This window comes from Aliigemmobacter aestuarii, from assembly GCF_004799285.1.
GTDB lineage: Bacteria > Pseudomonadota > Alphaproteobacteria > Rhodobacterales > Rhodobacteraceae > Aliigemmobacter > Aliigemmobacter aestuarii.
The window spans coordinates 857,835-883,750 of sequence record NZ_SSND01000001.1; the positions used below are offsets into that span (position 1 = coordinate 857,835).

Genomic DNA, 25,916 nt, shown 5'->3' on the forward strand with positions numbered 1-25,916 from the left:
CCATGCCCAGACGATTTCGCCTGACCCGCCGCTTCCCGGTCGCCATGACGGAGGACGGATACCGGCGCCTGAAGAAATTCGCCGCCGAGGCGGGCCTGGACGAAGGCGAGGCACTGTCCTTCCTGTTCGAGAACTGGTCGAGCGTGATCCATCACGACAACCTCACCCACCGGCTGCGACTGTTCAACAGCGAGCTCGAGGACAGGAAGCGCTGAGCATGGCGGAGGCTGCGGACGCCTTCGGCGGGAGGGTATTTACGTCAGGTTGAAGACGTATCCACCCCGCCCCGCCTTACGCCTTGGCTATGCGACTTATCGGGACGGGGCTTCAACCTGAGCGGTCATCGGCTCCCCAGCCTGTACCGCAACCGCGACAAGATCAGAGGAAGGTTAACAATTCCTTCTTCAACCTGATGAAAATACCCCGCGGGGGGTGCGGGGGGCGCGTAAGCCCCCCGCTGCCGCCGGGGGCCGGGAGGACCGCAAGAATGACGATGCAGCTTCATTGCTTTGGCGAAAGCGGCAATGCCTACAAGGTGGCGCTCGCGCTTGAGTTGACGGGCACCGACTGGCGCCCCGTGTTCGTCGATTTCTTCAACGGGGGCACCCGCACGCCGGAATTCCGCGCCCTGAACGAGATGGGCGAGGTACCGGTGCTGGTGGATGGCGACACGGTGCTGACGCAGTCGGGCGTGATCCTGGACTATCTCAGCTCGAAGACCGGGAAGCTGGGCGGGCGGTCGGCGGCCGAGCGGCGCGAGGTGCTGCGCTGGCTTTTCTGGGACAATCACAAGCTGTCGACGCAGGCCGGAACGGTCCGTTTCCTTGCGAATTTCCTGCCCGAGGCCAAGCGACCCGAAGGGGTGATCCCCTTCCTGCAGGGGCGGTTGAAGGCGTCCTACACGATTCTGGACGCGCATCTGGCGGGGCGCGACTGGATCGTGGGCGACGGGCCGACCATCGCCGACCTGTCCTGTTGCGGATACCTCTATTACCCCGAGCCTTTCGGATTTGACCGCGCCGACTGGCCGCATATCGACCGCTGGCTGGATCGCATCGCGGCCCTGCCCGGCTGGAAACACCCCTATGAACTGATGCCCGGCAACCCTTCGGACCGGGCCTGAGGAGGACAACCATGACAGAGGCCTATATCTATGATGCGATCCGCAGCCCGCGCGGCAAGGGCCGGGCGGATGGATCGCTGCACGAAGTGACCTCGGTTTCGCTTTCGGCGCAGATGTTGAACGCGATGGCCGCACGCAACGGGCTTGCGGGCCATGTGGTCGAGGATGTGATCTGGGGCAATGTCACGCAGGTGGGCGAACAAGGCGGATGCCTCGCGCGCTCTTCCGTCCTGATGTCCGATCTGGACGAGCGCATCCCCGGCCTGTCGATCAACCGTTTCTGCGCCAGCGGGATGGAGGCGGTGAACCTTGCCGCCAATCAGGTCAAGGGTGGCGCGGGCGCGGCCTATATCGCGGGCGGGGTCGAGATGATGAGCCGCGTGCCCATGGGGTCGGACGGGGCGGCGATTGCCGTTGACCCGCGGCTGGCGATGAAGACCTATTTCGTTCCGCAAGGCATTTCCGCCGATCTGATCGCCACGGAATACGGCTTTAGCCGTCAGGATGCCGACGCGCTGGCCGTGGAAAGCCAGCGCCGCGCCGCCGCTGCCTGGGCCGACAACCGCTTTGCCCGCTCCATCGTGCCGGTCCGCGACATGAACGGGCTGACGATCCTTGATCGGGACGAATTCATCCGCCCCGACACCACGATGGAGGGTCTCGCGGCGCTGAAGGCCAGCTTCAAGGACATGGGCGAGGTGATGCCCGGTTTCGACAAGGTCGCCTTGATGAAATACCCGCATCTCGAGCGGATCGAGCATATCCACCATGCAGGCAATTCCAGCGGCATCGTCGATGGGGCGGCAGCCGTGCTGATCGGGTCGAAGGAATTCGGCGAGGCGCACGGGTTGAAGCCGCGCGCGCGCATCCGCGCCACGGCCAAGATCGGGACCGATCCCACGATCATGCTGACGGGGCCGGTGCCCGTGACGGAAAAGATCCTGAAGGACAGCGGCATGGCGATTTCGGACATCGACCTGTTCGAAGTGAACGAGGCGTTTGCCTCGGTCGTCTTGCGCTTCATGCAGGCCTTTGACGTGGACGCCGCGAAGGTGAACGTGAACGGCGGCTCCATCGCCATGGGCCATCCGCTTGGCGCGACCGGCGCCATCATCATCGGCACGCTGCTGGACGAGCTGGAGCGCACGGGCAAGGGCACTGGCCTTGCCACGCTGTGCATCGCCTCCGGCATGGGTGCTGCCACCATCATCGAACGCGTCTGAGACGGGCGGGAGGACACAGAAAATGACCGCAGATTTTACCTATGCCGTGGACGCCGATGGCGTGGCCACCATCACCTGGGACGTCGCCCGGAAGTCGATGAACGTGATGAGCCTCGAGGGCTTTGCCCTTCTGGACAGCATGATCGACCGGGCCCTGGCCGATCAGGACGTCAGGGGCGTGATCATCACCAGCGGCAAGAAGGATTTTGCCGGGGGCATGGACCTGAACGTGATCGCCCAGATGCGGGCGGGCGGCGCGCAGGCCATCTTTGACGGTGTGATGCAGATGCACGGCGTGTTGCGCAAGATCGAACGCGCGGGGATGGAACCGAATACGCTCAAAGGCGCCAAGCCCATCGTCGCGGCCCTGCCCGGCACGGCGTTGGGGATCGGGCTGGAACTGCCGCTCTCTTGCCACCGGATCATCGCGGCCGACAATCCGAAGGCCAAGATCGGCCTGCCGGAAATCATGGTCGGCATCTTCCCCGGCGCGGGCGGCACGACGCGGCTTGTGCGCAAGATGGGCGCGATGATGGCGGCGCCCTTCCTGCTGGAAGGCAAGCTTTCGGACCCGAAAGCCGCCAAGGGCGCGGGGATCATCGACGAGGTCGTGGCGCCCGAAGACCTTCTGGCGCGGGCAAAGGAATGGGTGCTGGCCGCCAAAGAGGCCGATCTGGTGAAACCCTGGGATGCCAAGGGCTACAAGATGCCGGGCGGGGCGCCCTATCATCCGGCGGGGTTCCAGACCTTTGTCGGGGCATCCGCCATGGTCCACGGCAAGACGATGGGCGTTTACCCGGCCGCAAAGGCGCTGCTGGCGGCCGTTTATGAAGGCGCGCTGGTGCCCTTCGACGCGGCGCTCCGGATCGAGGCGCGGCATTTCACGTCCGTTCTGATGAACCCGTCCTCGGCGGCGATGATCCGCAGCCTGTTCATCAACAAGGAGGCGCTGGAAAAAGGCGCGGTACGCCCCGCCGTGGCCGATCAGGCGGTGCGCAAGCTGGGCGTGCTGGGTGCGGGCATGATGGGGGCTGGCATCGCCTATGTCAGCGCCAATGCCGGGATCGAGGTGGTGCTGATCGACGCCGCACAAGAGGCGGCCGACCGGGGCAAATCCTATTCCGAGGGCATCCTCGACAAGGGGATGAAGCGCGGCAAGGTCACCGCCGAGAAGAAGGCCGAGGTTCTGGGCCGGATCACCGCCACCACCGATTACGCGGCGCTGGCGGGCTGCGACCTGATCGTGGAGGCGGTGTTCGAGGATCCGAAGGTCAAGGCCGATGTCACCGCGAAGGCCGAGGCGGTGATCCCGCAGGACGCGATCTTTGCCACCAACACCTCGACCCTGCCGATTTCCGATCTGGCCCGCGCCAGCGCGCGCCCCAAACAGTTCATCGGGATTCACTTCTTCAGCCCGGTCGACAAGATGATGCTGGTGGAAATCATCAAGGGCCGCCAGACCGGCGATGTCGCCGTGGCCAAGGCGCTGGATTTCGTGCGCCAGATCCGCAAGACGCCGATCGTGGTGAACGACGCGCGCTTCTTCTATGCCAATCGTTGCATCATCCCCTACATCAACGAAGGCATCCGCATGGTGGCCGAAGGGGTGGAACCGGCGTTGGTGGAAAACGCGGCCAAACTGGTGGGCTTGCCCTTGGGGCCGCTGCAACTGGTCGATGAAACCTCGATCGACCTGGGCGTGAAGATCGCCAAGGCCACGCGGGTGGCCATGGGCGATGCCTATCCGGATGCTGCCGTCGATGCCGTGCTGTTCTGGATGGCCGACGAAGGCCGACTGGGCAAGAAGGCCAATGCCGGTTTCTATGCCTATGACGCGGCGGGCAAGCGGCTGGGTCTGTGGGACGGGCTTGCGGGCAAGTTCCCCGTGGCCGAAGACCAACCGACCCTGACAGAGGTTCAGCACCGCCTGTTGATGGCGCAGGTGCTGGAGGCCGTCCGCGCCCTCGAGGAAGGCGTGCTGACCGACATCCGCGAAGGCGATGTGGGCGCGATCCTTGGCTGGGGCTTTGCACCCTGGTCTGGCGGGCCGTTCTCGTGGCTTGATATCCTGGGCGCAGCCCGCGCGGTGGAGATCTGCGAAGGTCTGGAAGCGGCACACGGCGCGCGGTTCCGTGCCCCCGCGCTTCTGCGCGAAATGGCCGGGAAGGGCGAAACCTTCTATGGCCGCTTCGCGCCGGAAAAACGCGCGGCCTGACCCGCACCTGCATCGTCCTGCGGCAGGGGCCGCAGGGCGGTGCCAAGGTCTTCGGCCATGAGGCAGGCGACCAGAGCACGCGCCTCTGACAGGGGAAGGGTCGGATAGGGCGTGCGATCCGCCCCGCCTTCGGGATCGTGGGCCGTGGCCAGATCGGGCGCGGGCGCCGCGATCAGCGCCCCGCGTCCGGCATAGACGACCTGATCGCGCGGAAACCCCAGCCGCCAGACCGAAAGGCCCGGCTCGGGCCGCGCAAGGCCGATGCCGCGATAGCCTTCCAGCGCCGCAGCAGGGACCAGCGCGAAAGGTTCGCCATGCGCCTCTTCGGCGGCATCGCATTCGATCAGCACATGCTGTTCCGGCAGAAGGCGCAGCGCGCTGCGGTTGCCAAGCGCGGCCACCGGCACGTCAAGCGGCCAGTGCGCGCGCAGGGCGATGGCGGCAGGCAGGCCGGGCAAGGGTTGCGACCACAGTTCGAACAGCGGCACCGGCCCGTCATCGAAGGTCAGCACCAGATCGCCCGGAGACAGCTCTTCAACCGGAACCCAGCCGCGCGGCGTGGCTATGGGTGTGCCCGAAAGGACGCCTTCGGCCACCGCCGGGACGTCCTCATGCCCTAACCTTTTCCACGACCCGACGCCCAAACGCGCCCCCGTACACACCGCAAACCCACATCCCGCCAGTCTGGAACCGCCGGGCACCCGCCCCCGGCTTGCGGGGAAATCGCGGCGAAAAGCGGGGCGCAACTGGGGCCTGAAACGGGCAAACGCGCAGGAAATCCGTGCTATCAGCCGTGCGGACGCGGCCCATCGTCAAAGCGATACCCGAAGCGTTCGATATCCTCGGCGCACAAATCGGCCAGAAGTGCTGCGTCCGCATCGCTGTAGAGAGGCCGCCAGTCCGGGGCGCGGGCGCTTTCGTTCATCCGTGGCAGCGCCGGCAGGCGAAACCCCAGATGGGCCTCGAACGGGGCGATATCGGCGGCAAGATGTTCAAGCCGGACATAGAGCGAGGCGCGTTCGGCGCCCGTCCTGTCGCGCATATAGGCTGCGGCCGGCCAGAGGCGGAAGCCGGTCTGCGTCTGCGGGTGGTTCAGGAAACCGCTGAAATCATGGGACTTCGCAAGGCCGACGGCAGGATGGGCAAAGGATTGCGCGCGCAGCCAGTGGTAATAGCTGACCGCGCGATCCCATGGGTTGCGGACCAGCGCGAGCGTGAAGAAGGTGGCGATCTCGTCTTCGGTGACAAGCCCCGCGATGTCGGCGAGGGTGGAATGCTTCCACAGCCGGCCAGCGGTCTTCACCCCCTTCAGGCGGCCGCGCCGCGCCCGCGCCTTGGGCGTGTCGCCGATCAGGATGTCATCCTTCATCGCGCGTCCTTCCAGTGCGAGGCTCAGCGCCGTGCCCCCGGTCTTGGGGATATGAACGAAGATGAACCGCCGCCCGCGCGAGATGATCATCGGCGCCTGCCCGCCTCAGCCCGCAGGGGGCGGCGTGACCAGATTGGGCGGCGTCCGCCCCGCCGCCCATGCGGTCAGGTTGTCGACCGCCATCAGGCCCATGGCCGTCCGCACCTCAAGCGCCGCCGTCCCCAGATGGGGCAAGAGCGTCACGTTCTCCATGTGCAGAAGCGCCGGCGTGACGCGCGGCTCGAATTCATAGACATCCAGCCCCGCCCCGGCGATCTGCCCCTTCTGCAAGGCCTTAACCAGCGCGGCCTCGTCCACCACGTCGCCGCGTGCGATGTTGACGAAGATCGCGTGCGGCCGCATGTGCGCAAGGGCCTCGGCGTCGATCAGGTGGCGCGTCGCGGGCCCGCCGGGCACCGCCACGACGACCACATCGGCGGCCATTGCCTCGGCCATCGTCACCTGTGTCGCAGGCAGCCCCGGATCGGCCAGCGGCGATCGGTTGTGGAACACCACCTCCATCCCGAAGCCGAAATGCGCGCGCCGCGCGATCGCCTGGCCAATCCGCCCCATGCCGATGATACCGATCCGCTTGCCGGAAACATGCAGGCCCAGCATCTGGGTCGGGTGCCAGCCCTCCCACCGGCCGGACCGCACCAGCCGTTCGCCCTCGCCCGCGCGCCGCGCCGTCATCAGGATCAGCATCAGCGCGATATCCGCCGTTGCGTCAGTCACGGCGCCCGGCGTGTTCGACACCATGATGCCCGCGGCATGGGCGGCGGCCGTGTCGATGTGGTTGTAGCCCACCCCGAAATTCGCCAGAAGCCGCGCGCGCGGGCGCGGGACATCGGCAAAGACCTCGGCCGAAAACAGATCGCCCAGCGTCGGCAGGACCGCATCAAAGCTCAGAAGGGCCTCGCGCAGTTCCAGCGCATCAAGGGGCCGCGTATCTTCGCGCAGGGTCACGTCAAACCCCGCGCGGGCCGCGGCGACGACGGGTTCGGGCAGTGGCCGTGTGATCAGAAGCGTCGGCATCAGAACATCCTCCCGCCATTGGGTACCGCGTGGCCGGGGCCGATCAGCACCACTTCGCCATCGGCATCGGGCAGACCAAGCACCAGAACCTCGGAGACGAACTTGCCGATCTGGCGGGGCGGAAAGTTCACCACCCCCAGAACCTGCCGCCCGACCAGTTCGCCGGGCGTGTAGTGGCGCGTGATCTGGGCCGAGGACCGTTTTTCGCCGATCCCTTCGCCGAAATCGACCCAGAGCTTTATCGCGGGTTTCCGCGCCTCGGGGTAGGGTTCGGCACGGGTAATCGTGCCCACGCGGATATCGACGCGGGCGAAATCGTCATAGGTGATCTGTCCGCCGCCGGTCATTTGCCAAGCTCCCGCCCACGGTCCGCCGCGGCCTTGACCGCCCGGCGCAAAAGCGGGGGAAAGCCGCTGTCGGGGTCCATCAGCACGGCAAGGGCCGCTGCCGTCGTGCCACCGGGCGAGGTGACGTTGATGCGCAGCTGCGCCGCGCTTTCGGGCGCCAGACGGGCCAGTTCCCCTGCCCCCGTCACGGTCGCGCGCGCCAGCCGCATCGCAAGGTCGGCTGGCAGGCCCTCGGACTCGCCCGCGGCGGCCAGCGCCTCGATCAGGTGAAAGACATAGGCCGGGCCCGAGCCGGAAACGGCTGTTACCGCATCCATCTGACCCTCGTGATCCAGCCGGACGACCTGCCCCACCGCCGACAGAAGCGCCTCGGCCAGATCCAGATCGGCCGGGCTGGCATGGGCGTTTCCGATGATCGCGGTGATCCCGCGCCCGACCGCCGCCGGGGTGTTTGGCATCGCCCGGACCAGCCGGATCCCCGCGCCAAGCGCCGCCTCGTAGGTGGCGATCGTGGTGCCCGCCGCAACCGTCAGGTAAAGCGGCCCCGCCCCAAGCGCCTGAAGCGAGGTCAGCGCCGCGCCCATCATCTGCGGCTTGACGGCGATCAGGACGATGGCGGGATCGCGCGGCAGCGCCGCATTCACATGGACGCCGGTGGATTTCACCCAGTCCGAAGGGTTCGGGTCGATCACCCAGACCTTGTCTGACGGCACGCCCCGGGCAAGCCAGCCCTCAAGCATTGCCGAACCCATCTTGCCGCACCCCAGAAGCACCAGGCCGCGCGTCGTCACATCCTGCAAGGTCATCCTCTCCCCCGTTGGTTCGGGGGCAGGTTAGGCGCGCCCGTAGGCCTCTGCAATGGCGACCTTCATCGCATCGGATGGCGTGCGTTCACCCCAGGTCGCCAGCTGGAAGGCCGGATAGAAGCGTTCCGCCGCCATGACCGCGCTTGCGATCAGCCGGTCGATCTGTTCCGGCCCGGCCACCTGGCCGCCCGCAAGGCACAGGCCATAGCGCCAGACCATCAGCTTCTGTTCGGCCCACCAGGTGAACGCGCCGTTCCAGACCAGGTCGTTGCAGCGGTTCAGCACGTCGAAAAGTTCGGACAGGCGGTGTTCGGGCGGCTCCATCTCGAAGGTGCAGATCAGGCGCAAGGTTTCATCCTGCGCCGACCAGGCCAGCGTCAGCGAATATGTCCGCCACTGCCCCTCGACCGCCATGGCGATCTGATCGTCCGTCACCCGGTCGAATTCCCAGTCATGATGTTCGGCAAGGGTCTCGACGATGTCGATCGGATGCATTTCGTCCGTTGACAGGAAATCTTCAGATAGCGACATTGCCCGGCCTCATTATAAGGCTTCTGGCGGGCCACGACCCACAAGAAGCTGGGTGTCTGGCAAGGTACGGCGTATGCCTGACACCGTCCTTACTAAATATGGTGTGCCGAAAGGGGAACCCTGTAAAGGGAATTCTTCTGTGGACAAGTCCAAAAAAACGGCTTCCCTGCATTGAGGGTTTGATTTTCCCTTTTCCGGGCGTGAAACTCTACAGGGGCGCGCGATCGGCGGGATCTTGTTAGGGGATTGCGGCCGTGTCCATGCGGGTGCTGGCTGCGGCCCGGAGTAACGGTGGCAGACGATGACGACGGACGAGGCGCCAGAGCGAAATAACGGACGCATGACCCCGCCCGGCGCCGGGTTCGTCTTTCGTGATTTCGAACGGTCCCGCATCAGCGCCATCCGGGATGCCGTCACAACGCACCCGGTCTTTTATTCGCTGGCATACTTCGCCATCGCCATACTGTGGACTGCGATGGTCACCATCGGTTCGGCCTTCCACGGCGAAAACGGCTTTGCCGTGAACCAGTCGCCCCATATCGCACATTTCATCCTGATTGTCGGGCTTCTGCTCTATCCGGCGCGGCTGCTGTGGGTGCCGGTCTTGGGTTATGTGCTGGCCCATGCCCTGCCCTTCGTCCTGCACGCGGACGAGCGATCGGCCTGGATCGGGATCGAGGCGCTGACGCTGGACAAGATGGCCCGGATCTTTGCCCTGAACCTGATCACCGCGCTGGCGACCGGTGCGGCCTTGCGCGGTTTTTTCGCGACCTTGCGGCGCCGGTTCCGCCCCTACCTGGTGGATTTCCTGACCGCACTGTTCACCCTCGCCGGGTTCATCGGGCTTGGTCTTGTTCTGGTCGCCGTGCTTTACAGCTTCTGCCGGAGCCTTCCGCCCGAGGCGGCCCAGGCGCTCGGGTTTCATGAAAACTATCTGGAATGGTCGATCTATCGCATGATCCGGGGCGGAACGGTGGCGGCCGGATTCATGCTGGCGGTGATCGAGGCGCCTTCGCTGCGCGATCTGGGGCGCGCGCTGGCCCTGTCCATGCTTTTTCCGGCCCTTGCGCTGGTGAATGTCGCAGGCTTCGGCATGTATCCGATGCTGGATGCGGTGGCGCTGGCCTTGCTGATCGCCATGTTCGCGCCGATCCGGATCGCTGCGCTGACGGCGCTTCTGGGGGTGTCCTTCTTTTCCGCCCTCACCGGGCATTTCCTGAACGATACGGTCAGCACCGCGACCGAGGGCGTCTGGCTGGTGCGCTATTCCGTGGCGGGGCTGGTGTTGACGGTGCTGCTGGCGGCCATGCGCAGCCTGCACAATCACGGCCGGCAGCAATTCATCGGGGCGATCCGGCGGCTCAACCGGGTGCGGGACTTCGCCAGCGTGGGGGTCTTTTCGATCAACCTGACAACCGGGCAGATCCGCGCGGACCGGTCCACCCGGCGGATTCTCGGCATCCCGGCGAATGGCCGGGCCGGCACCCTGCTGGACCGTTTCGACGGGGTCGACAGGCAGGATCTGGCGCAGGCCCTGAAGCCCGATCGCGACCGGTCGGCAGTGCTCTTGCTGCGGCTTCGGGCGGCGGATGACGACAGCCCGCGCCCGGTGATCCGGCTGTTCCTGTGGTATGAACGGGCGCCTTCGGGCGAGGCAGTGGCTTATGGGCTGGCCGTCGACGTGACCGTGGAACACGAACAGGAACGCGCGCTGAAGGCGACGCTTGCGGAACTGTCATCGCGCCAGCAACGGCAGGCGCAGATCTTTTCGATCATCAGCCATGAATTGCGCACGCCCGCCTCGCTTCTGTCCATGCTGCTGGAAGAGCTGGAGCGCGACCCCGCGGACGGGCGAACGCGCAAGCAGTTGCGCGACGCGACGGACCAGCTTCTGGGCGTGCTGGCCGACATGCGCCAGACGGTCAACCCGACGCAGAACCTGCCGGTGCGGATCGAGCCCTACAAACCCGCGGAACTGGCGGAATCGCTGCGCACCGCGCTGGCGCCGATGGCGAGGGACGCGGGGATGGCGATCGACCTGTCGCTTGGCCAGGGGGCCGATTTGGCGCGCCTTTGCGACAGCCTGCGGCTGCGACAGGCGTTGTCGAACCTTTTGCGCAACGCCATCCTGCACAGCCGCGGTTCGGTCGTGCGCATCGCCTTCCGGGCCGCCCCGCCGGCAACCGAAGGCGGCGCCCCTCTGACCCTGTGGGAGGTCACCGACAACGGCATCGGCATCCCCGATGCGGATGTGGATCGCCTGTTCGAGGCGTTCGAGCGCGGCGGGTCCGATCCCGGCAAGCGCGTCGACGGATCCGGCCTTGGCCTCTACATCGCCCGCAACTCGATCGAGGTTCTGGGCGGTTCGATCGTGCATTTCCGGCCCGACGAGGGCGGTACGGGTTATCGCATCACGCTGCCAGGCGCGCTGGCAGAGGAAGGGGAAGCCCCCGCGCCGCCCGCCCCTGCCGCCACCGCCACGGTCCATCCCGAGGCGCGCGTCCTTTTGGCCGAGGACAACGCGCTTGTGGCCGAGGTGATGCGCAACCGGCTGCTGCGCTTTGTCGGCACGGTCGAGGTGGTCGGAAACGGCAAGGACGCGCTGGACAGGATCACCGAAGGCGGCATCGACCTGCTGATCACCGATCTGTTCATGCCCGAGATCGACGGCGATGAACTGATCCGCCAGCTTCGGGCGCGCGGGCACAGACTGCCGGTCATCGGGCTGACGGCAGCGGTCGTGGGCGATGATCTGGAAAGGATGCGCGCCGCCGGCGCAACGGTGGTGTTGGCAAAGCCCGTCGACATGGCGCAATTGCGCGATCTGGTCGGCAGGTGCCTTGCCCCTGAAAGGCGCGACGCGGCGGAATGATCGCCGCCACGTTACCGCCCTTCGGCCCGCGCCGGGATCAGCCCTTTTTGGCTTTGCCGGCCAGCGACGCCTCAAGCGCGGCGATGCGCGCCGACAGGGCCTCGTTTTCCTCGCGGGCCTTCTGGGCCATGGCGCGCACGGCATCGAATTCTTCGCGGGTGACGAAATCGCGATCGGCCATCCAGCGGTCGATGAAGCCCTTCATCGCGGTTTCGGCCTCGGTCTTGGCTCCCTGCGCCACGCCCATGGCATTGGTCATCAGTTGCGACATGTCGTCGAAGAACTTGTTGCGGCTCTGCATGGGACGGGCTCCTTCCGGTTGACCCCATATATGGGGCGAAGCCCCCCACACACAAGCCCGTGGGGCCGGTTGACAATGCCGCAGCGCCACAGGACAAGCTTTTTCCAACGGAGACGCCATGGCCTATATCCCCTTTCCAGACATCTCGCCCGATCTGGTTTCGATCGAGGTCGGCGGCATCACCTTCGCGCTGCGCTGGTATGCACTGGCCTATATCGCGGGGCTGATCTGGGGCTGGTGGCTGATCGCGCGGCTGGTGAAGCGCGCGGACCTGTGGGACGGCCCCGCGCCGATGGTGCCCGAACAGGTCGAACGGCTTCTGACCTGGATCATCCTCGGCGTCGTCCTGGGCGGGCGGATCGGCTATGCGCTGTTCTATCAGCCGGGCTATTACGTGCAGAACCCAGGCGAGATCCTGATGGTCTGGCAGGGCGGCATGTCGTTTCACGGGGGCTTTCTGGGCGTCGTGATCGCCGGGGTCTGGTTCTGCCGGCGCGAAGGCGTGCCAATGCTGAAGATGGCCGATCTTCTGGCGGTGGCGGCGCCGATGGGCCTTTTCCTGGGCCGGATCGCCAATTTCATCAATGCCGAGCTTTGGGGCAGGCCTACCACCCTGCCCTGGGGCGTGGCCTTTCCCGGCGAGGCGGCGCAGTTCTGCCCCGGTGTCACGGGCGTCTGCGCCCGTCATCCCAGCCAGCTTTACGAGGCCGCGCTGGAAGGGCTCATCCTTGGCAGCCTGCTGCTTTACCTTGTCTACAGGCGCGGCTGGCTGAAGACGCCGGGGCGCACGGCGGGCCTGTTCGTCGCCGGTTACGGGCTGTCGCGCTTTGTGGTGGAATTCGTCCGCCAGCCCGATCCGCAATTCGTGTCGGACGGCAACCCGCTGGGTCTTGCCTGGCAGGTCGGCGGATGGGGGCTGACGCAGGGACAGGCCCTGTCGATCCCGATGATCGTCGTGGGGCTCTGGCTATGGTCGCGCGGTCGGCGGCGCCAGTCGCGGGCATGACGCCTCTGGCCGATATCCTGATCCGCAGGATCGCGGCGGCAGGGCCGATGACGCTGGCCGATTACATGGCCGAATGCCTGCTGCATCCCGACCACGGCTATTACACCACCCGCCCGCCGTTCGGGGCGAAGGGCGATTTCACCACCGCGCCCGAAATCAGCCAGATGTTCGGCGAACTCATGGGGCTGGCGCTGGCGCAGGCCTGGCTGGATCACGGTGCCCCCGGCCGCTTTACCCTGGCTGAGCCGGGGCCGGGCCGTGGCACGCTGATGGCCGATGTGCTGCGGGCCACGCGGGGGGTGCCGGGCTTTCATCACGCCGCGCAGGTCCTGCTGATCGAGGCCTCGCCCGCGCTCCGGGCCGAACAGGCGCGGACGCTGGCCGCCTGGCCCGTCGCATGGGCCGACAGCCTGACCGACCTGCCCGAACAGCCGCTGTTCCTGGTCGCCAACGAATTCTTCGACGCCCTGCCGATCCGCCAGTTCACCCGGCAGGGCGACGGCTGGGCGGAAACGATGGTGGGTCTGGTCGAAGGCCGGTTGCGCCTTGGCCGGGCCCCCGCCGCCCCCCTGGCCGCCCTGGCGCACAGGCTGGCCGACACGGCCGAGGGCGACATCGTCGAAGTCTGCCCGGCGGCGGCGGCGGCGATGGCCGGGATCGCCGGGCGCATCGCCCGCCACGGGGGGGCCGCGCTGATCACCGATTATGGCGGCTGGCGGTCGCTGGGGGACACGTTCCAGGCGATGGAGGACCACGCCTATGCCGATCCCCTCGCCCGTCCGGGCCGGGCCGACCTGACCGCGCATGTGGATTTCGAGGCCCTCGCCCTTGCGGCCGCGCCCTGCCAGCACGCGATTGCCACCCAGGGCGCCTTTCTGGAACGGCTTGGCATCGCGCAACGGGCGGCGCGTCTGGCGCAATCGCTGCACGGCGCGGCGCTGGAATCCCATCTTGCGGCCACTCGGCGCTTGACCGATCCCGAGGAAATGGGTTCGCTGTTCAAGACACTCGCCCTCTGCCGGGCGGGCGATCCGCTGCCACCGGGTTTTGCATGACGCTTGAAGTTCTGACATCCGACCTTCTGGAAGGGGTTCGCCACGGGTTCTTCACCCGGCGCGGCGGGGCGTCCTCGGGTATCTTCACAGGCCTAAACTGCGGCCCCGGTTCCTCCGACCAGGCCGAGATCGTGTCGATCAACCGCGCCCGCGTGGCCGAGGCCATGGGCGTGCCCGCCGATCATCTGGCCACGCTGCATCAGGTTCATTCGGCGGATGTGGTCCGCGTGACGGGACCGCTGGCCGAACCAAGGCCAAGGGCCGATGCGATGGTCACCGCGACGCCGGGGCTGTGCCTGGGGGTGCTGACGGCCGATTGCCAGCCCGTGCTGTTTTCCGACCGCGAGGGGGGCGTGATCGGCGCGGCCCATGCCGGATGGCGCGGCACGCGGGACGGCGTGCTTGAGGCCACGATTACCGCGATGGAGGATCTGGGCGCACGGCGCGACCGGATCGTGGCCGCGATCGGCCCCACGATCAGCCAGGCCGCCTATGAGGTCGGCCCCGAATTCGTCGAGGGTTTTCTGGACGACGATCCCGAAACCGCGCGCTTCTTCGCCAACGGCCAGGGCGACAGGGCGTTGTTCGACCTGCCGGGCTATGCGCTGTGGCGGATGCGCCGGGCCGGGATCGGCGCGACGGAATGGACCCGCCACTGCACCTACCGCGACCCGCAACGGTTTTTCTCCTATCGCCGGGCCACCCACGCGGGCGAGGTCGACTATGGCCGCCTGATCAGCGTGATCCGGCTTTGACACCCGCCGTTGTCGGCCCGGATTACGGCGAAATCGCCGCCTGATTGCCATATTTCGTGGAAACGCTCGGCCAGACGCGGCCCGCATTGTTTCCGAAATGGCCAATAATCCTTGGATTTGCAGGGAACCCGGCGACTATGGCCCGTGTATGGCCGGTGGACCGCGCGCGGCGGCCTTTCCATGCGATGGCCCCGAAAATTGTTCATCTTGGCCCAACCGCCGCCGCAAACATCCCCGATAACCAAAGCCATCGGGCCGAAGGGCCGTTGATGCGTGTGATATGGGGAATGTCATGAAGAAAGATCGTCGCTGGTTGAAATCCGCCATCGCCACCGCGCAGGACACGCAGCTTGCCCTGCCCTGGTCGCGCGCCACCCGCAGCCGCCCGGCGGCGTTCAAACCCGCGCAGCCGTCGCAGCGCAAAGCCGCCCGCTAAGCGATTCGGGCCGCTTCGGTGGCCTTTCCGGGGCGACATAGGGAAATTCCCGGCGGATTTCCCCCTTACCTTGAGAACAATGCGCCTTGCGATCGGCAGACGGTTTCGCGATCCGCTTCAATACCAACATCCGTTTGACGCTTTGCCCGCTTTCCGCCATCTTTGCCTTGTCTTGGACAGACTTCGGCGGAACGTGAGGTAAGACCCATCCGGGCACCACTCCTCCGGACAGGATTGATGCTCGGTAAGGCGGTCCCGGTGCGAACCTCTGCGCACCACAGGGGGCCGCCTATCTGCATGGTTCGCACGGTCGTCATCCCCTTCCCCCCAACATCTTCTGCGCAGCGCCGCAGGACAAAAGGCCCGCGGGGATACGCGGGCCTTTGCGGTTAACGGGGTGATGTCGCCCTGCCGTCGGCTCAGGCCGACTTTGACAAACGCGCCTCCAGCACGTCGAAAGGAACGCCCGGCTGATCCTTGGCGCAGCGGATCACAAGGCTTGTCTTGACGCTCGCGACATTGGCGGCGGCGGTCAGTTGTTCGGTCAGGAAGCTCTGGAAGGTGGACAGGTCAGGGGCCACGCATTTCAGGATGAAATCGATCTCGCCGTTCAGCATGTGACATTCGCGGACAAGCGGCCAGGCCCGGCAGCGCGCCTCGAAGGCGGAAAGGTCGGCCTCGGCCTGGCTGTGCAGGCGCACCATCGCGAAAACCTGCACCTCGAACCCCAGTTCGCGCGCGTCGATGTCGGCGTGATAGCCCTTGATATATCCGGCCTCTTCCAGGGTGCGCACCCGGCGCAGGCAGGGCGGGGCCGAGATGCCCACCCGCTTGGCCAGTTCCACATTGGTCATGCGGCCGTCTGCCTGAAGCTCCGCCAGGATGTGGCGGTCGATCGGGTCCAATTTCGAAGCGGCCATCTGGCTCTCCCTTTTCGCGGCAGAGTTTACGGCTGCCGCAGCCTCGGCGCAATTATGTTTCAACGCCGCGCAAGAATTTTGCGCATTCCTTACGCAAGTCTTTTCCCCTGCGCAATGGCATCGAGGTCGCGGCCTGCGCTGTCTTGGGGCTTTCCGCCCGCGGACGGGCCGCATATATGGGAACGGACATTTGAAAAGCAAAGACAGAGGGCACCATGGCTGAAACCCGTCACACCCGCGTCCTGATCATCGGTTCCGGCCCCGCCGGCTATACCGCGGCGGTCTACTCCGCCCGCGCGATGCTGAACCCGATCCTTGTGCAGGGCTTGCAGCCGGGCGGGCAGCTGACCATCACGACCGAGGTGGAAAACTGGCCGGGCGACACGCATGTGATGGGGCCCGACCTGATGGTGCGGATGGAGGAACACGCCCGCGCGATGGGGGCCGAGGTGATTTCCGATTACATCTCGTCGCTCGACCTTTCGAAACGCCCCTTCACCGCGCAGGCCGACAGCGGCACGACCTACACCGCCGATGCGGTCATCCTTGCGACGGGCGCACAGGCGAAATGGCTTGGCCTGCCGTCCGAGGAACGGTTCAAGGGCTTTGGCGTTTCGGCCTGCGCGACCTGCGACGGGTTCTTCTATCGCGGGAAAGAGGTCGTGGTGATCGGCGGCGGCAACACCGCAGTGGAAGAGGCGCTGTTCCTGACGAACTTCGCCACCAAGGTCACGCTGATCCACCGCCGCGACAGCCTGCGCGCCGAAAAGATCATGCAGGACCGCCTGTTCAAGAATCCCAAGGTGGAAATCCTGTGGAACCACGCGGTGGACGAGGTTCTGGGCACCGATGAACCGCTGGGTGTGACCGCCGTGCGCGCCCGGCATGTCGAGACAGGCGCCATCACCGATGTGCCCTGCGCGGGCTTTTTCGTGGCGATCGGCCACGCGCCCGCGTCCGAACTGGTCAAGGACCAGCTTGAACTGCATCACGGCGGCTATGTGAAGGTCGAGGCGGGAAGCACCCGCACCTCGATCCCCGGCGTCTTTGCCGCGGGCGACCTGACCGACCATGTCTATCGCCAGGCCGTGACCAGCGCGGGCATGGGCTGCATGGCGGCGCTGGACGCGGAACGCTTCCTCGCCGGCGAGGACTGAGCCCGTGCCACCGGCCGGGACGGCGCTGTCCGGCCGGTTCTGGCGGATCGTTGCCGAACACCGGCTGGACCATGTGCTGGACGGGGCGACCTCGGCCGAGGGGCGGTTTCACCGCGACGGCCAGCGCGCGATCTATCTATCGCCGTCGCCCCGGGATGCCGCCTTTGCCATTGCGCCTTACCTGCGTCCAGGTGATCCGCCGCGGCTGAGCGTGCCGCTTTTTCTGGAACGGGCCCGCCTTGCGGATCTGCGCGACGGGGACACCTGCGCGGCTCTTGGCTTGCGGGGGGATGAAACCGCAATTCCCTGGCTGCCGGAACGGGCGAAGGGCCTGCCCGCCACAACGTGGCGCGCGTCGGACGCCGCACGGGCGACGGACCACGACGGGATCATCTATGCCGCCCGCAGCGCCCCCGAACGTTGGCATCTGGTGCTGTTCCGCTGGAACATGCCCGGCGCGCCGGAGTTGCGCCGCGACGGCGCGCCCTTGCCTTTCGTACCCGCGCCCTGATGGCGGCGCCCGGATAGCGCGCCCCGTTGCGGAATTGGCACATTTCCGCCCAAGACGACGCCCCCCCTTTTCCCGGCGGGTGAAATCTGCGATGTGTTCACGCGTGAACACATTCAGAGTCGTCGATGTCCGCGCCTGATGCCCGCCTCAACCTGCCCGAGGAAGACCAGATCTTCCGGCTTCTGCGCCAGCTTGATCTGGCGCCGGAGGCGTCGCAGCGTGCGACGGCGCAGGCCATCGGGGTATCTCTTGGCCACCTGAACGCCCTGTTGCGTGCGGTGACCGAGGCGGGCTTCGTGAAGGTCGGCGACCGGGCCGGCCCCGACCGGCGGCAGCGCTTCGCCTATGTGCTCACCCCCACCGGCGCCGCCGAAAAGGCGCGCCTGACCGACCGGTTCCTCGCCCGGAAACTTGCCGAATACGACGCGTTGCACGCCGAATTGACCGGCACCACCAGCGGGCTTCGTCCCCTAACGCATAGGACAAACATCGTGCAGAACAACCTTGCCCCGATCCCCGAACTTTATGTCTCGTACGACTCCGCCCAGAAACTGAAGCATGACGCGGGCAACCTGCTGTCCTGGGACCTGACCGCGCGGCAGGTCTGCGATCTGGAACTCCTGATGAACGGCGGGTTCTACCCTCTGAAGGGCTTCCTGACCGAAGCCGACTATGACGGTGTCGTGGAAAACATGCGCACCGCCGACGGCACGCTGTGGCCGATCCCGATCACGCTGGACGTGAACCAGGCCTTTGCCGACAAGGTGGAACCGGGCACAGACATCGCCCTTCGCGACGCCGAGGGCGTGATCCTCGCAATCCTTTCGGTCACCGACAAATGGGTGCCGAACAAGGCGCGCGAGGCGGAAAAGGTGTTCGGCGCCGATGATCTGGCCCATCCGGCGGTGAACTACCTGCACAATGTCGCGGGCCCCGTCTATCTGGGCGGCCCGATCACCGGCATCCAGCAGCCCGTGCATTATGACTTCAAGGCCCGCCGCGACACGCCGAACGAACTGCGCGCCTTCTTCCGCAAGGTCGGCTGGAACAAGGTCGTGGCCTTCCAGACCCGCAACCCGCTGCACCGCGCGCACCAGGAACTGACCTTCCGCGCCGCCCGCGAGGCGCAGGCGAACCTGCTGATCCATCCGGTCGTCGGCATGACCAAGCCGGGCGACGTGGACCACTTCACCCGCGTCCGCTGCTATGAGGCGGTGCTGGACAAGTATCCGGCCTCGACCACCTCGATGAGCCTTCTGAACCTTGCGATGCGCATGGCCGGCCCGCGCGAGGCGGTCTGGCACGGCATCATCCGCAAGAACCACGGCTGCACCCATTTCATCGTCGGTCGCGATCACGCCGGCCCCGGCAAGAACAGCCAGGGCAAGGATTTCTATGGCCCCTATGACGCCCAGGAGCTGTTCCAGAAGCACCAGGCCGAGATCGGGATCGAAATGGTGGACTTCAAGCACATGGTCTATGTGCAGGAGAAAGCCCAGTACTATCCCGCGAACGAAGTGCCCGAGGGCACGACCGTTCTGGACATTTCGGGCACCGAACTGCGCCGCCGTCTGCGTGAAGGGCTGGAAATTCCGGAATGGTTCAGCTTCCCCGAGGTGGTGACGCAGCTGCGCCGCACCTCGCCCCCGCGCGACAAGCAGGGCTTTACCGTCTTCTTCACCGGGCTTTCGGGTTCGGGCAAGTCGACGATCGCCAACGCGCTGATGGTCAAGCTGATGGAAATGGGCGGCCGCCCGGTGACGCTTCTGGATGGCGATGTCGTGCGCAAGCACCTGTCGTCGGAACTGGGCTTTTCCAAGGAACACCGCGACATCAACATCAAGCGGATCGGCTATGTCGCGTCCGAGATCACCAAGAACGGCGGCATCGCGATCTGTGCGCCGATCGCGCCCTACACCGCGACCCGCCGTGCCGTGCGCGAGATGATCGAGGCCTATGGCGCCTTTATCGAAGTGCATGTCGCGACCTCGGTCGAGGAATGCGAACGCCGCGACCGCAAGGGGCTTTACAAGCTGGCACGCGAGGGCAAGATCAAGGAATTCACCGGCATTTCCGACCCCTATGAAGTGCCCGAGAACCCCGAACTGCGCGTCGAGACGGAAAATGTCGACGTCGACAACTGCGCCCATCAGGTGATCCTGAAGCTGGAATCGATGGGCCTGATCAAGGCGTGACCTGCGCCTGAACCGGAACGCGAAACGCCGCCCCACGGGGCGGCGTTTTTCGTTTGCGTCCGGCGTATCCGGCGGGATGAGCGGTCAGTGAACGTTCACCTTAGTGCACGTTTACCGGCGCCAGATCGTTCTGCCGGGCCAGCGCGAAGGCAAGCCTGCGGTCGCGCACCAGCGCCAGCCGTTCACCTTCGGCGGTGTGCACGGCATAAAGCGTATCCAGCCCCATCGCCTGCTGGCGGATCTCTTCCGGCAGGTCCGCCACGGCAACGGGGCGGACATAGACGATGCGCTCGCCCTCTTCGGGGAAACCTTCGAATTTCACATCCATTCTGCGCCTCCTTCTGTTCAGCGTCCAATGTCCTTGGGCCTTGCCGGCCGGGCGGAACCGATCTTGATGGTCTGCACGACCGTTTCCGGCACCACCCGCCGCAGGTCGATGTGTAAAAGCCCGTTTTCCATGCTGGCCCCCGCCACCTCGACCCCGTCGGCCAGGACAAAGGCCTTCTGGAAGGCGCGCGCGGCAATGCCCCTATGCAGGAAGACGCGATCCTGATCATCCTCGCCCTGACGACCGCGGATCACCAGTTGCCGATCCTCGACGGTGATCGACAGGTCATCCTCGCGGAACCCGGCGACGGCCAGGCTGATCCGGTAATCATTTTCGCTGACCGCCTCGATGTTGAAGGGCGGATAGCCATCCCCCCCGGCTTTCGCCGTCCGCTCCACCAGCCGCTCCAGCCGGTCGAAGCCCAGAAGATAGGGGTGGGACCCAAAGCTCAGTTTTGTCATCGGACATGCCCTTGGAAAAGCGACAGTTCGGTTCGCGAGGCCCCGCACGGGCACCTGCCCCCTGAATATGGGGCGGCGGCGGGCGGCCTGCAAGGCCCCGACTTGTTTCGCAGATTTCTTCCGGGAATCACCCGGTTCGGCTATACTGGCCCGAACGAACGAAACGACTCAGGCAATGAGCCCACCATGAACGCGTCGATGGAACTCAACCTCGAAGAGATGCTGCGGATCAAGCTCGAGGTGCTCAGGCGCGAACATCGCGATCTTGACGCCGCGATCCACGCGCTTGAGGAAACCGGGCGACCCGATCAGTTGACCCTTCGGCGGCTGAAGAAGCAAAAGCTTGCGCTGAAGGACCAGATCGTGAAGATCGAGGATCAGCTGATCCCCGACATCATCGCCTGAAGTCCCTGCACGGGCGTTTTCCGCCACAGGGGTGGACGCATTTCCGCGCCAGCACCGCCGCACCGCTTGCCCCCGACCGCCAAGCCGCTATAGAGGCGCCATCCCATAGCGAAAGGGACGGACGCGATGGCCATAGAAGTCGGGATCATCATGGGCAGCCAGTCGGACTGGGCCACGATGAAGGAAGCCGCCGCCATTCTGGATGAACTCGCCATCCCCTACGAGGCGAAGATCGTCAGCGCGCATCGCACGCCCGACCGGCTGTGGGATTATGGCAAGACCGCCGTTTCGCGCGGCTTGAAGGTGATCATCGCGGGCGCGGGCGGGGCGGCGCATCTGCCGGGCATGATGGCGTCAAAGACCCGTGTGCCGGTGATTGGCGTTCCGGTGCAGACAAAGGCGCTGTCGGGTGTCGACAGCCTTTATTCGATCCTCCAGATGCCCAAGGGCTTTCCGGTCGCGACGATGGCGATCGGGGCGGCGGGGGCCGCCAATGCCGGGCTGATGGCGGCGGGCATCCTTGCCGTCAGCGACCCGGCGGTGGCCGAGCGGCTGGATGCATGGCGCGCAGCGCTGTCCGCCTCCATCCCAGAGGAGCCTTCGGATGACTGAGCCTTTGCAGACCGGCGCCGTGATCGGAATTCTGGGTGGCGGCCAGCTGGGCCGGATGCTTTCGGTCGCCGCGAGCCGCCTTGGCTTTCGCAGCCATATCTACGAACCCGCCGCCAATCCGCCCGCAGGCCAGGTCGCCGACCGGGTGACGACCGCGCCCTATGAGGATGCAGACGCCCTGCGCGCCTTTGCCGAAAGCGTCGATGTCATCACCTATGAATTCGAGAACATCCCGACCGACGCGCTTGACCTGCTGGAATCGCTGCGCCCGATCCGCCCGAACCGCCGCGCGCTGGCGGTCAGCCAGGACCGGCTGCTGGAAAAGGATTTCCTGACCGGGCTTGGCCTGAACTGCGCGCCCTATGCGGCGGTGACCTCGCAGGCCGACCTGACCGCCGCGCTCACGCGGATCGGCACGCCCGCGATCCTGAAGACCACGCGCCTTGGCTATGACGGCAAGGGGCAGGCGCGGATCCGGTCGCTGGCCGATGCGCCGGCGGCCTTCGCCGCGATGCAGGGCGCCGCCGCCGTTCTGGAAGGCTTCGTGGATTTCAGCCACGAGGTTTCGGTGATCGCCGCGCGCGGCCTTGACGGGTCGGTCGCGGCCTTCGATCCGGGCGAGAACGTCCACAAGGATGGCATCCTGTCCACAACCACCGTGCCCGCCCGGCTGTCCGCCGGCCAGCGCAGCGATGCGGTGCTGATCGCGGCGCGCATCCTGAACGCGCTGGATTATGTCGGCGTCATGGGAGTCGAGCTGTTCGTGACACCTGCGGGCCTGATCGTGAACGAAATCGCCCCGCGCGTCCACAACTCGGGCCACTGGACGCAGCAGGGCTGCGCGGTCGACCAGTTCGAACAGCATATCCGCGCCGTGGCGGGCTGGGCGCTTGGCGATGGCAGCCGCTACGCCGATGTGGTGATGGAAAACCTGATCGGCGACGACGTGGACCGCATCCCACAGATCGCGCGGGAACGCGGCGCCTCGATCCATCTTTATGGCAAGGCCGAGGCCCGTCCGGGCCGAAAGATGGGACATGTGAACCGGATCGTGACGCGCGGCTAGGGCGCGCCGCGATCCTGCCCCCCATTCTGCCCCCCAATCTGCCCCAACGCGCGCTCTGCGCCTTCGGTCAGCGTCATGGCAGGGTCGAACCGCCCCTCGGCCAGGAAGTTCAGCACTTCGCCGATCACCACCGGGTTCATCATCATGAAGGTATGCGTGACCGGCAGGGTGATGTGATCGGTCATCCCGGCCACGCGGGTGCTTTCCACCGAAACCTTGCCGTCATCCGGCCCTTCGATGATGGTCGAATAGATCGGCGACAGCGACCGGTTCCCCGCGATCACCCCCAGTTCATAATCCGGAAGCGGCAGCGCCAGCGGCACCGACCCGGCCCCGGTGCCCAGTTGCAGCCCGGCCGGGCCGTTGATCCATTCGAAGGCGCCAATCTGCCCGAAGGCATCGACGATTTCTGATCCCTTGTTCGGCGGCGCCAGCATGACGACACGGCCCAGGTTCGGGGGCCGGTTGTCCTTGAGCCAGAACCGGGCAAGAATGCCGCCCATCGAATGGGTGACGAGATGCACCCGCGCGGCCCCCTCGCAGGCGGCGATGGCCGGGCCGACATGATCGCGCGCCAGATCACGGATCGGGGCGGACGTCGACGGATAGCCCTGATTGACGACGCGGTAGCCATTCGCTTCCAGCGCGGCTTGCATCGGCAAGAGGCTGTCTTCGGTGCGCGCCAGCCCGTGCAGAAGCACGACGCATTCCCCTGCCAGCGCGGGCAGCGGCAGGGCCAGAAGGACAAAGGGAAACAGGAACCGTTTCATGGGCGCAAGAATAGGCCCGCCCATCCGAGGATGCGAGGGGGCATTTACATTTGCGCCGCCGCGTCACAGCTTGCGGACATGAAATGGAAGACACCCCGGCTCGCCGTGCGGGCTCTGATCCTGCGGGAAAACCGGCTCTTGCTGGTGAACGCCTACAAGGCGGGGCTTTCGGATATCTGGTGCGCGCCCGGCGGGGGCGCCGATCCCGGTACCAGCCTGCCCGAAAACTTGATCCGCGAGGTGCACGAGGAAACCGGCCTGACCGTGGCCGTGGGCAGCCCCGCGCTTGTCAATGAATTCCACGACCCGGACACGGGCTTTCACCAGGTCGACATCTACTTTCGCTGCACGCTTGTTTCCGGCACGCTGGACGACAGCTGGCAGGACCCGGAGGGTATCGTCAGCCAGCGGCGCTTTGTGACGCGGGACGAGATGGCAGCACTGCGTTTCAAGCCCGACAGCCTGCCCGCTGCTGCCTGGGATACCGACGGCATCCTTTACGACCCGCTCGAGGTGATCCTGCGATGAGCCGGGCCTTCGTCAAGGAAGATACCAACGCGCCGCCCGATCTGCCCGACCTGCCGATCAGCCCGCATCCGAACTTTGTCACCCCCCGCGGGCTTGCGTTGCTGCAATCGGCGCTGGCCGCCCGGCAGGCCGATCTTGCCGCGCTGCGGGCGCGAGCCGACCGGCTGGACAAGCTGCCCGAGGCGGCGGCGGAACGCGACATCCGCTATCTTTCGGCACGCCTTGCCAGCGCGATCGCGGTCGATCCCGCACAGCACGACGGATCGGAAGTGGCCTTCGGCCTGTTGGTAACTGTCGCCGACGAGGACGGGGACGAGACGACCTATCAGATCACCGGCGAGGATGAGGCCGACCCCGCACAGGGACGCATCGCGCCGCAATCCCCGCTGGCCCGCGCGCTGATCGGCGCGGCGATCGGTGATACCGTGACCTGGAGGCGCCCTTCCGGCGCCGTCATCCTTGAGGTGATCCGCATTGAACAGCCCACAGACCCGGCCGATGATCCGCGCGCTTGACGCCAGGGCCGATACCGCCCTTGTCGCCGCCTTCTTCCGCGACGCGCCCGACTATTGGATCCTCGCCGAAGGCGGGTGCGACCCCGACCGGCAGGCCGCAGAATTCTTCACCGACGCGCCCCCCGGCTGCGATCCGGCGGCCTCGCACCGGCTGGGCCTCTTTCAGGACGGGCGGCTTTCCGGCGTGGCCGAATTGTCCTTCGGCTTTCCGCAGGCGGGCGACGGATTTCTGGGGCTGATGATCCTTGGCCCCTGGGCGCAGGGCGCGGGCCACGGCGCCGCCTTTCTGGCCGAGGTCGAGGCACGCGCGCGCGCGGCGGGGTGCCCCGCGCTGTTTCTTGCCGTGCTTGAGGCCAATCCGCGCGGCCGCGCCTTCTGGGAACGCGAGGGGTTTCGGGCGACCGGGATCAGCCGCCAGGACGATGCCACCGGACATCGGATTCACCGCCTGGTCAAGCCGCTCTGACGGGCGGGCAGGCTGGCCCAGGCCACACCCCCCAAGACCAGCGCCGAAGCAAGAGCGAAGCGCCAGCCGACGCCTTCGCCGATCAGCGCAGCACCCCCCGCCGCCGCGATCACCGGCACCGTCAGTTGCGCCACCGCGCCCCGTCCCGCCCCCAGTTGCGGCAGCACCGCATACCACAGCGCGTAGCCCATCCCCGAGGTCACGGCGCCCGACAGGACCGCCAGCACGATGCCGCGCGCGGACGCGGGCACCGCCTCCGCCGCCTCGGGCAACAGCGCCAGCGCCGTCAGGGCCACCGGCACCGCCAGCACGAAATTCGCCGCCGTCGCCGCCAGCGCATCGCCCGCGCGCCGCCCGGCCAGCGAATAAAAGCCCCAGCCCACACCGGCCAGCGCCATCATGCCCGCCGCCATCACCGGCACCGCGCCCTGCCCCGGCGCCAGCAGCAGCACGAGGCCCCCAAAGGCCAGCCCCGCGCCCACCCAGCGGCGGGGCGGCACATCCTCGCGCAGCCAGAGCGCGCCCAGAAACATCGTGACCTGAACCGCGCCGAACAGGATCAGCGCGCCGGTGCCCGCATCCAGCGCCGCATAGGCCAGCGAGAACCCGAAAAGATAGACCAATAGCCCCGCCACCCCGGCGCCCCGCCCGGCCCATCCGGCCCAGACCACCCCGCCCGACCGAGCCCGCCGGAACGCGACCAGCAGGGCCAGCATCCCCGCCCCGGCCACCACCCGCCAGACCGCAAAAGCCATCGGGTCGATCGCCCCCCCGGCCACCGCCATCCGGTTGAGGACAGAGTTTCCGGCAAAGGCCAGCATCGCAAGGGCGGTCACAAGGAACAGGCGCATGGGCCGCGACCCTAACGC

At 66.5% G+C, this 25,916-nt stretch carries 30 protein-coding genes; 18 read left to right on the forward strand and 12 right to left on the reverse strand.

Annotation, left to right across the window (positions count from 1 at the left end; genetic code table 11):
- Positions 1-2 precede the first annotated feature (2 nt).
- From E7811_RS04130 to E7811_RS04145, 4 genes are all read left to right on the forward strand, one after another.
- Positions 3-215 (forward strand): hypothetical protein, encoded by a 213-nt coding sequence (locus E7811_RS04130; protein ID WP_136393297.1) that lies wholly within the window; start codon positions 3-5, stop codon positions 213-215.
- Positions 216-487: 272 nt separating this feature from the next.
- Positions 488-1,123, forward strand: coding sequence for a glutathione S-transferase family protein (locus E7811_RS04135; RefSeq protein WP_136393298.1), 636 nt, complete (start codon positions 488-490; stop codon positions 1,121-1,123).
- Between the two features lie 11 nt (positions 1,124-1,134).
- A complete protein-coding gene (locus E7811_RS04140) occupies positions 1,135-2,346 on the forward strand; it encodes an acetyl-CoA C-acetyltransferase (RefSeq protein ID WP_136393299.1) in 1,212 nt (403 codons plus the stop codon).
- Between the two features lie 22 nt (positions 2,347-2,368).
- Positions 2,369-4,561, forward strand: a complete 2,193-nt coding sequence (locus tag E7811_RS04145) for a 3-hydroxyacyl-CoA dehydrogenase NAD-binding domain-containing protein (RefSeq protein WP_136393300.1) — start codon at positions 2,369-2,371, stop codon at positions 4,559-4,561.
- Here the strand turns inward: E7811_RS04145 and E7811_RS04150 are convergent.
- The 6 genes from E7811_RS04150 to E7811_RS04175 all read right to left on the reverse strand — a co-directional run bounded on the left by E7811_RS04150 (position 4,525) and on the right by E7811_RS04175 (position 8,688).
- Positions 4,525-5,157, reverse strand: coding sequence for a Hint domain-containing protein (locus E7811_RS04150; RefSeq protein ID WP_168732919.1), 633 nt, complete (start codon positions 5,155-5,157; stop codon positions 4,525-4,527). The two genes, E7811_RS04145 and E7811_RS04150, sit on opposite strands and share 37 nt — an antisense overlap.
- Positions 5,158-5,348: 191 nt before the next feature.
- Positions 5,349-6,020, reverse strand: a complete 672-nt coding sequence (locus tag E7811_RS04155) for a sulfotransferase family 2 domain-containing protein (RefSeq protein ID WP_136393302.1) — start codon at positions 6,018-6,020, stop codon at positions 5,349-5,351.
- A 15-nt stretch (positions 6,021-6,035) separates the two neighbouring features.
- Positions 6,036-7,004, reverse strand: coding sequence for a 2-hydroxyacid dehydrogenase (locus E7811_RS04160; protein ID WP_136393303.1), 969 nt, complete (start codon positions 7,002-7,004; stop codon positions 6,036-6,038).
- A complete protein-coding gene (locus E7811_RS04165; protein WP_136393304.1) occupies positions 7,004-7,351 on the reverse strand; it encodes a tRNA-binding protein in 348 nt (115 codons plus the stop codon). The genes E7811_RS04160 and E7811_RS04165 overlap by 1 nt, the downstream gene beginning before the upstream one ends.
- Positions 7,348-8,157 carry a pyrroline-5-carboxylate reductase gene (proC, locus tag E7811_RS04170; RefSeq protein WP_136393305.1) on the reverse strand — a complete coding sequence of 270 codons (810 nt, stop codon included), beginning with the start codon at positions 8,155-8,157 and terminating at the stop codon, positions 7,348-7,350. Before proC ends, E7811_RS04165 begins: the two co-directional genes overlap by 4 nt.
- 27 nt (positions 8,158-8,184) lie before the next feature.
- The gene (locus E7811_RS04175) at positions 8,185-8,688 is read right to left on the reverse strand and encodes a type III secretion system chaperone family protein (protein WP_136393306.1); all 504 of its coding nucleotides are present in this window, start codon (positions 8,686-8,688) and stop codon (positions 8,185-8,187) included.
- 340 nt (positions 8,689-9,028) lie between these two features.
- Between E7811_RS04175 and E7811_RS04180 the strand changes: the two genes are divergently transcribed.
- Positions 9,029-11,560, forward strand: coding sequence for a hybrid sensor histidine kinase/response regulator (locus E7811_RS04180; RefSeq protein ID WP_168732920.1), 2,532 nt, complete (start codon positions 9,029-9,031; stop codon positions 11,558-11,560).
- Between the two features lie 37 nt (positions 11,561-11,597).
- On the opposite strand, the gene E7811_RS04185 is transcribed toward E7811_RS04180, so the two are convergent.
- Complete coding sequence (locus E7811_RS04185; protein WP_136393308.1) at positions 11,598-11,861, reverse strand: accessory factor UbiK family protein; 264 nt, start codon at positions 11,859-11,861, stop codon at positions 11,598-11,600.
- 118 nt (positions 11,862-11,979) lie between these two features.
- On the opposite strand from E7811_RS04185, the gene lgt reads away from it, so the two are divergent.
- The 4 genes from lgt (at position 11,980) to E7811_RS17875 (ending at position 15,113) form a co-directional block, all read left to right on the forward strand.
- Positions 11,980-12,867, forward strand: coding sequence for a prolipoprotein diacylglyceryl transferase (lgt, locus tag E7811_RS04190; RefSeq protein WP_136393309.1), 888 nt, complete (start codon positions 11,980-11,982; stop codon positions 12,865-12,867).
- On the forward strand, positions 12,864-13,922 hold the full coding sequence (locus E7811_RS04195; RefSeq protein WP_136394223.1) for a class I SAM-dependent methyltransferase: 1,059 nt from the start codon (positions 12,864-12,866) through the stop codon (positions 13,920-13,922). The genes lgt and E7811_RS04195 overlap by 4 nt, the downstream gene beginning before the upstream one ends.
- The gene (gene pgeF / locus E7811_RS04200) at positions 13,919-14,677 is read left to right on the forward strand and encodes a peptidoglycan editing factor PgeF (RefSeq protein WP_136393310.1); all 759 of its coding nucleotides are present in this window, start codon (positions 13,919-13,921) and stop codon (positions 14,675-14,677) included. Before E7811_RS04195 ends, pgeF begins: the two co-directional genes overlap by 4 nt.
- 292 nt (positions 14,678-14,969) lie before the next feature.
- Complete coding sequence (locus E7811_RS17875) at positions 14,970-15,113, forward strand: hypothetical protein (protein ID WP_168732921.1); 144 nt, start codon at positions 14,970-14,972, stop codon at positions 15,111-15,113.
- 419 nt (positions 15,114-15,532) lie between these two features.
- On the opposite strand, the gene E7811_RS04205 is transcribed toward E7811_RS17875, so the two are convergent.
- Positions 15,533-16,033, reverse strand: a complete 501-nt coding sequence (locus E7811_RS04205) for an Lrp/AsnC family transcriptional regulator (RefSeq protein ID WP_136393311.1) — start codon at positions 16,031-16,033, stop codon at positions 15,533-15,535.
- 215 nt (positions 16,034-16,248) lie between these two features.
- On the opposite strand from E7811_RS04205, the gene trxB reads away from it, so the two are divergent.
- The 3 genes from trxB to E7811_RS04220 all read left to right on the forward strand — a co-directional run bounded on the left by trxB (position 16,249) and on the right by E7811_RS04220 (position 19,896).
- Positions 16,249-17,190, forward strand: a complete 942-nt coding sequence (gene trxB / locus E7811_RS04210) for a thioredoxin-disulfide reductase (protein WP_136393312.1) — start codon at positions 16,249-16,251, stop codon at positions 17,188-17,190.
- Between the two features lie 4 nt (positions 17,191-17,194).
- Positions 17,195-17,701 (forward strand): RES family NAD+ phosphorylase, encoded by a 507-nt coding sequence (locus E7811_RS04215; RefSeq protein WP_136393313.1) that lies wholly within the window; start codon positions 17,195-17,197, stop codon positions 17,699-17,701.
- Between the two features lie 125 nt (positions 17,702-17,826).
- Entirely contained in the window at positions 17,827-19,896 is a 2,070-nt protein-coding gene (locus E7811_RS04220) for a bifunctional sulfate adenylyltransferase/adenylylsulfate kinase (RefSeq protein ID WP_136393314.1), read from the forward strand.
- 100 nt (positions 19,897-19,996) lie between these two features.
- Here the strand turns inward: E7811_RS04220 and E7811_RS04225 are convergent, their stop codons facing one another.
- Both E7811_RS04225 and E7811_RS04230 read right to left on the reverse strand, forming a co-directional pair.
- Positions 19,997-20,224 carry a DUF1150 family protein gene (locus tag E7811_RS04225; protein WP_136393315.1) on the reverse strand — a complete coding sequence of 76 codons (228 nt, stop codon included), beginning with the start codon at positions 20,222-20,224 and terminating at the stop codon, positions 19,997-19,999.
- Positions 20,225-20,241: 17 nt separating this feature from the next.
- Positions 20,242-20,685, reverse strand: coding sequence for an Hsp20 family protein (locus tag E7811_RS04230; protein ID WP_136393316.1), 444 nt, complete (start codon positions 20,683-20,685; stop codon positions 20,242-20,244).
- Positions 20,686-20,871: 186 nt separating this feature from the next.
- Here E7811_RS04230 and E7811_RS04235 point away from each other — a divergent pair, with 186 nt between their 5' ends.
- The 3 genes from E7811_RS04235 (at position 20,872) to E7811_RS04245 (ending at position 22,768) form a co-directional block, all read left to right on the forward strand.
- Positions 20,872-21,090, forward strand: coding sequence for a YdcH family protein (locus tag E7811_RS04235; RefSeq protein WP_136393317.1), 219 nt, complete (start codon positions 20,872-20,874; stop codon positions 21,088-21,090).
- A 126-nt stretch (positions 21,091-21,216) separates the two neighbouring features.
- Positions 21,217-21,702 carry a 5-(carboxyamino)imidazole ribonucleotide mutase gene (gene purE, locus E7811_RS04240; protein ID WP_136393318.1) on the forward strand — a complete coding sequence of 162 codons (486 nt, stop codon included), beginning with the start codon at positions 21,217-21,219 and terminating at the stop codon, positions 21,700-21,702.
- The gene (locus E7811_RS04245) at positions 21,695-22,768 is read left to right on the forward strand and encodes a 5-(carboxyamino)imidazole ribonucleotide synthase (RefSeq protein ID WP_136393319.1); all 1,074 of its coding nucleotides are present in this window, start codon (positions 21,695-21,697) and stop codon (positions 22,766-22,768) included. The genes purE and E7811_RS04245 overlap by 8 nt, the downstream gene beginning before the upstream one ends.
- Here the strand turns inward: E7811_RS04245 and E7811_RS04250 are convergent.
- Positions 22,765-23,538, reverse strand: a complete 774-nt coding sequence (locus E7811_RS04250) for an alpha/beta fold hydrolase (protein ID WP_136393320.1) — start codon at positions 23,536-23,538, stop codon at positions 22,765-22,767. The two genes, E7811_RS04245 and E7811_RS04250, sit on opposite strands and share 4 nt — an antisense overlap.
- Positions 23,539-23,616: 78 nt before the next feature.
- Between E7811_RS04250 and E7811_RS04255 the strand changes: the two genes are divergently transcribed.
- From E7811_RS04255 to E7811_RS04265, 3 genes are read left to right on the forward strand one after another with little or no spacing between them, the layout of a single operon-like run.
- Positions 23,617-24,066, forward strand: coding sequence for an NUDIX domain-containing protein (locus E7811_RS04255; RefSeq protein ID WP_136393321.1), 450 nt, complete (start codon positions 23,617-23,619; stop codon positions 24,064-24,066).
- Entirely contained in the window at positions 24,063-24,581 is a 519-nt protein-coding gene (locus E7811_RS04260) for a GreA/GreB family elongation factor (protein ID WP_136393322.1), read from the forward strand. Before E7811_RS04255 ends, E7811_RS04260 begins: the two co-directional genes overlap by 4 nt.
- Positions 24,565-25,047 (forward strand): GNAT family N-acetyltransferase, encoded by a 483-nt coding sequence (locus E7811_RS04265; protein ID WP_136393323.1) that lies wholly within the window; start codon positions 24,565-24,567, stop codon positions 25,045-25,047. Before E7811_RS04260 ends, E7811_RS04265 begins: the two co-directional genes overlap by 17 nt.
- Here E7811_RS04265 and E7811_RS04270 read toward each other — a convergent pair.
- Complete coding sequence (locus E7811_RS04270) at positions 25,023-25,898, reverse strand: DMT family transporter (RefSeq protein ID WP_136393324.1); 876 nt, start codon at positions 25,896-25,898, stop codon at positions 25,023-25,025. The two genes, E7811_RS04265 and E7811_RS04270, sit on opposite strands and share 25 nt — an antisense overlap.
- Between the last annotated feature and the right edge of the window lie 18 nt (positions 25,899-25,916).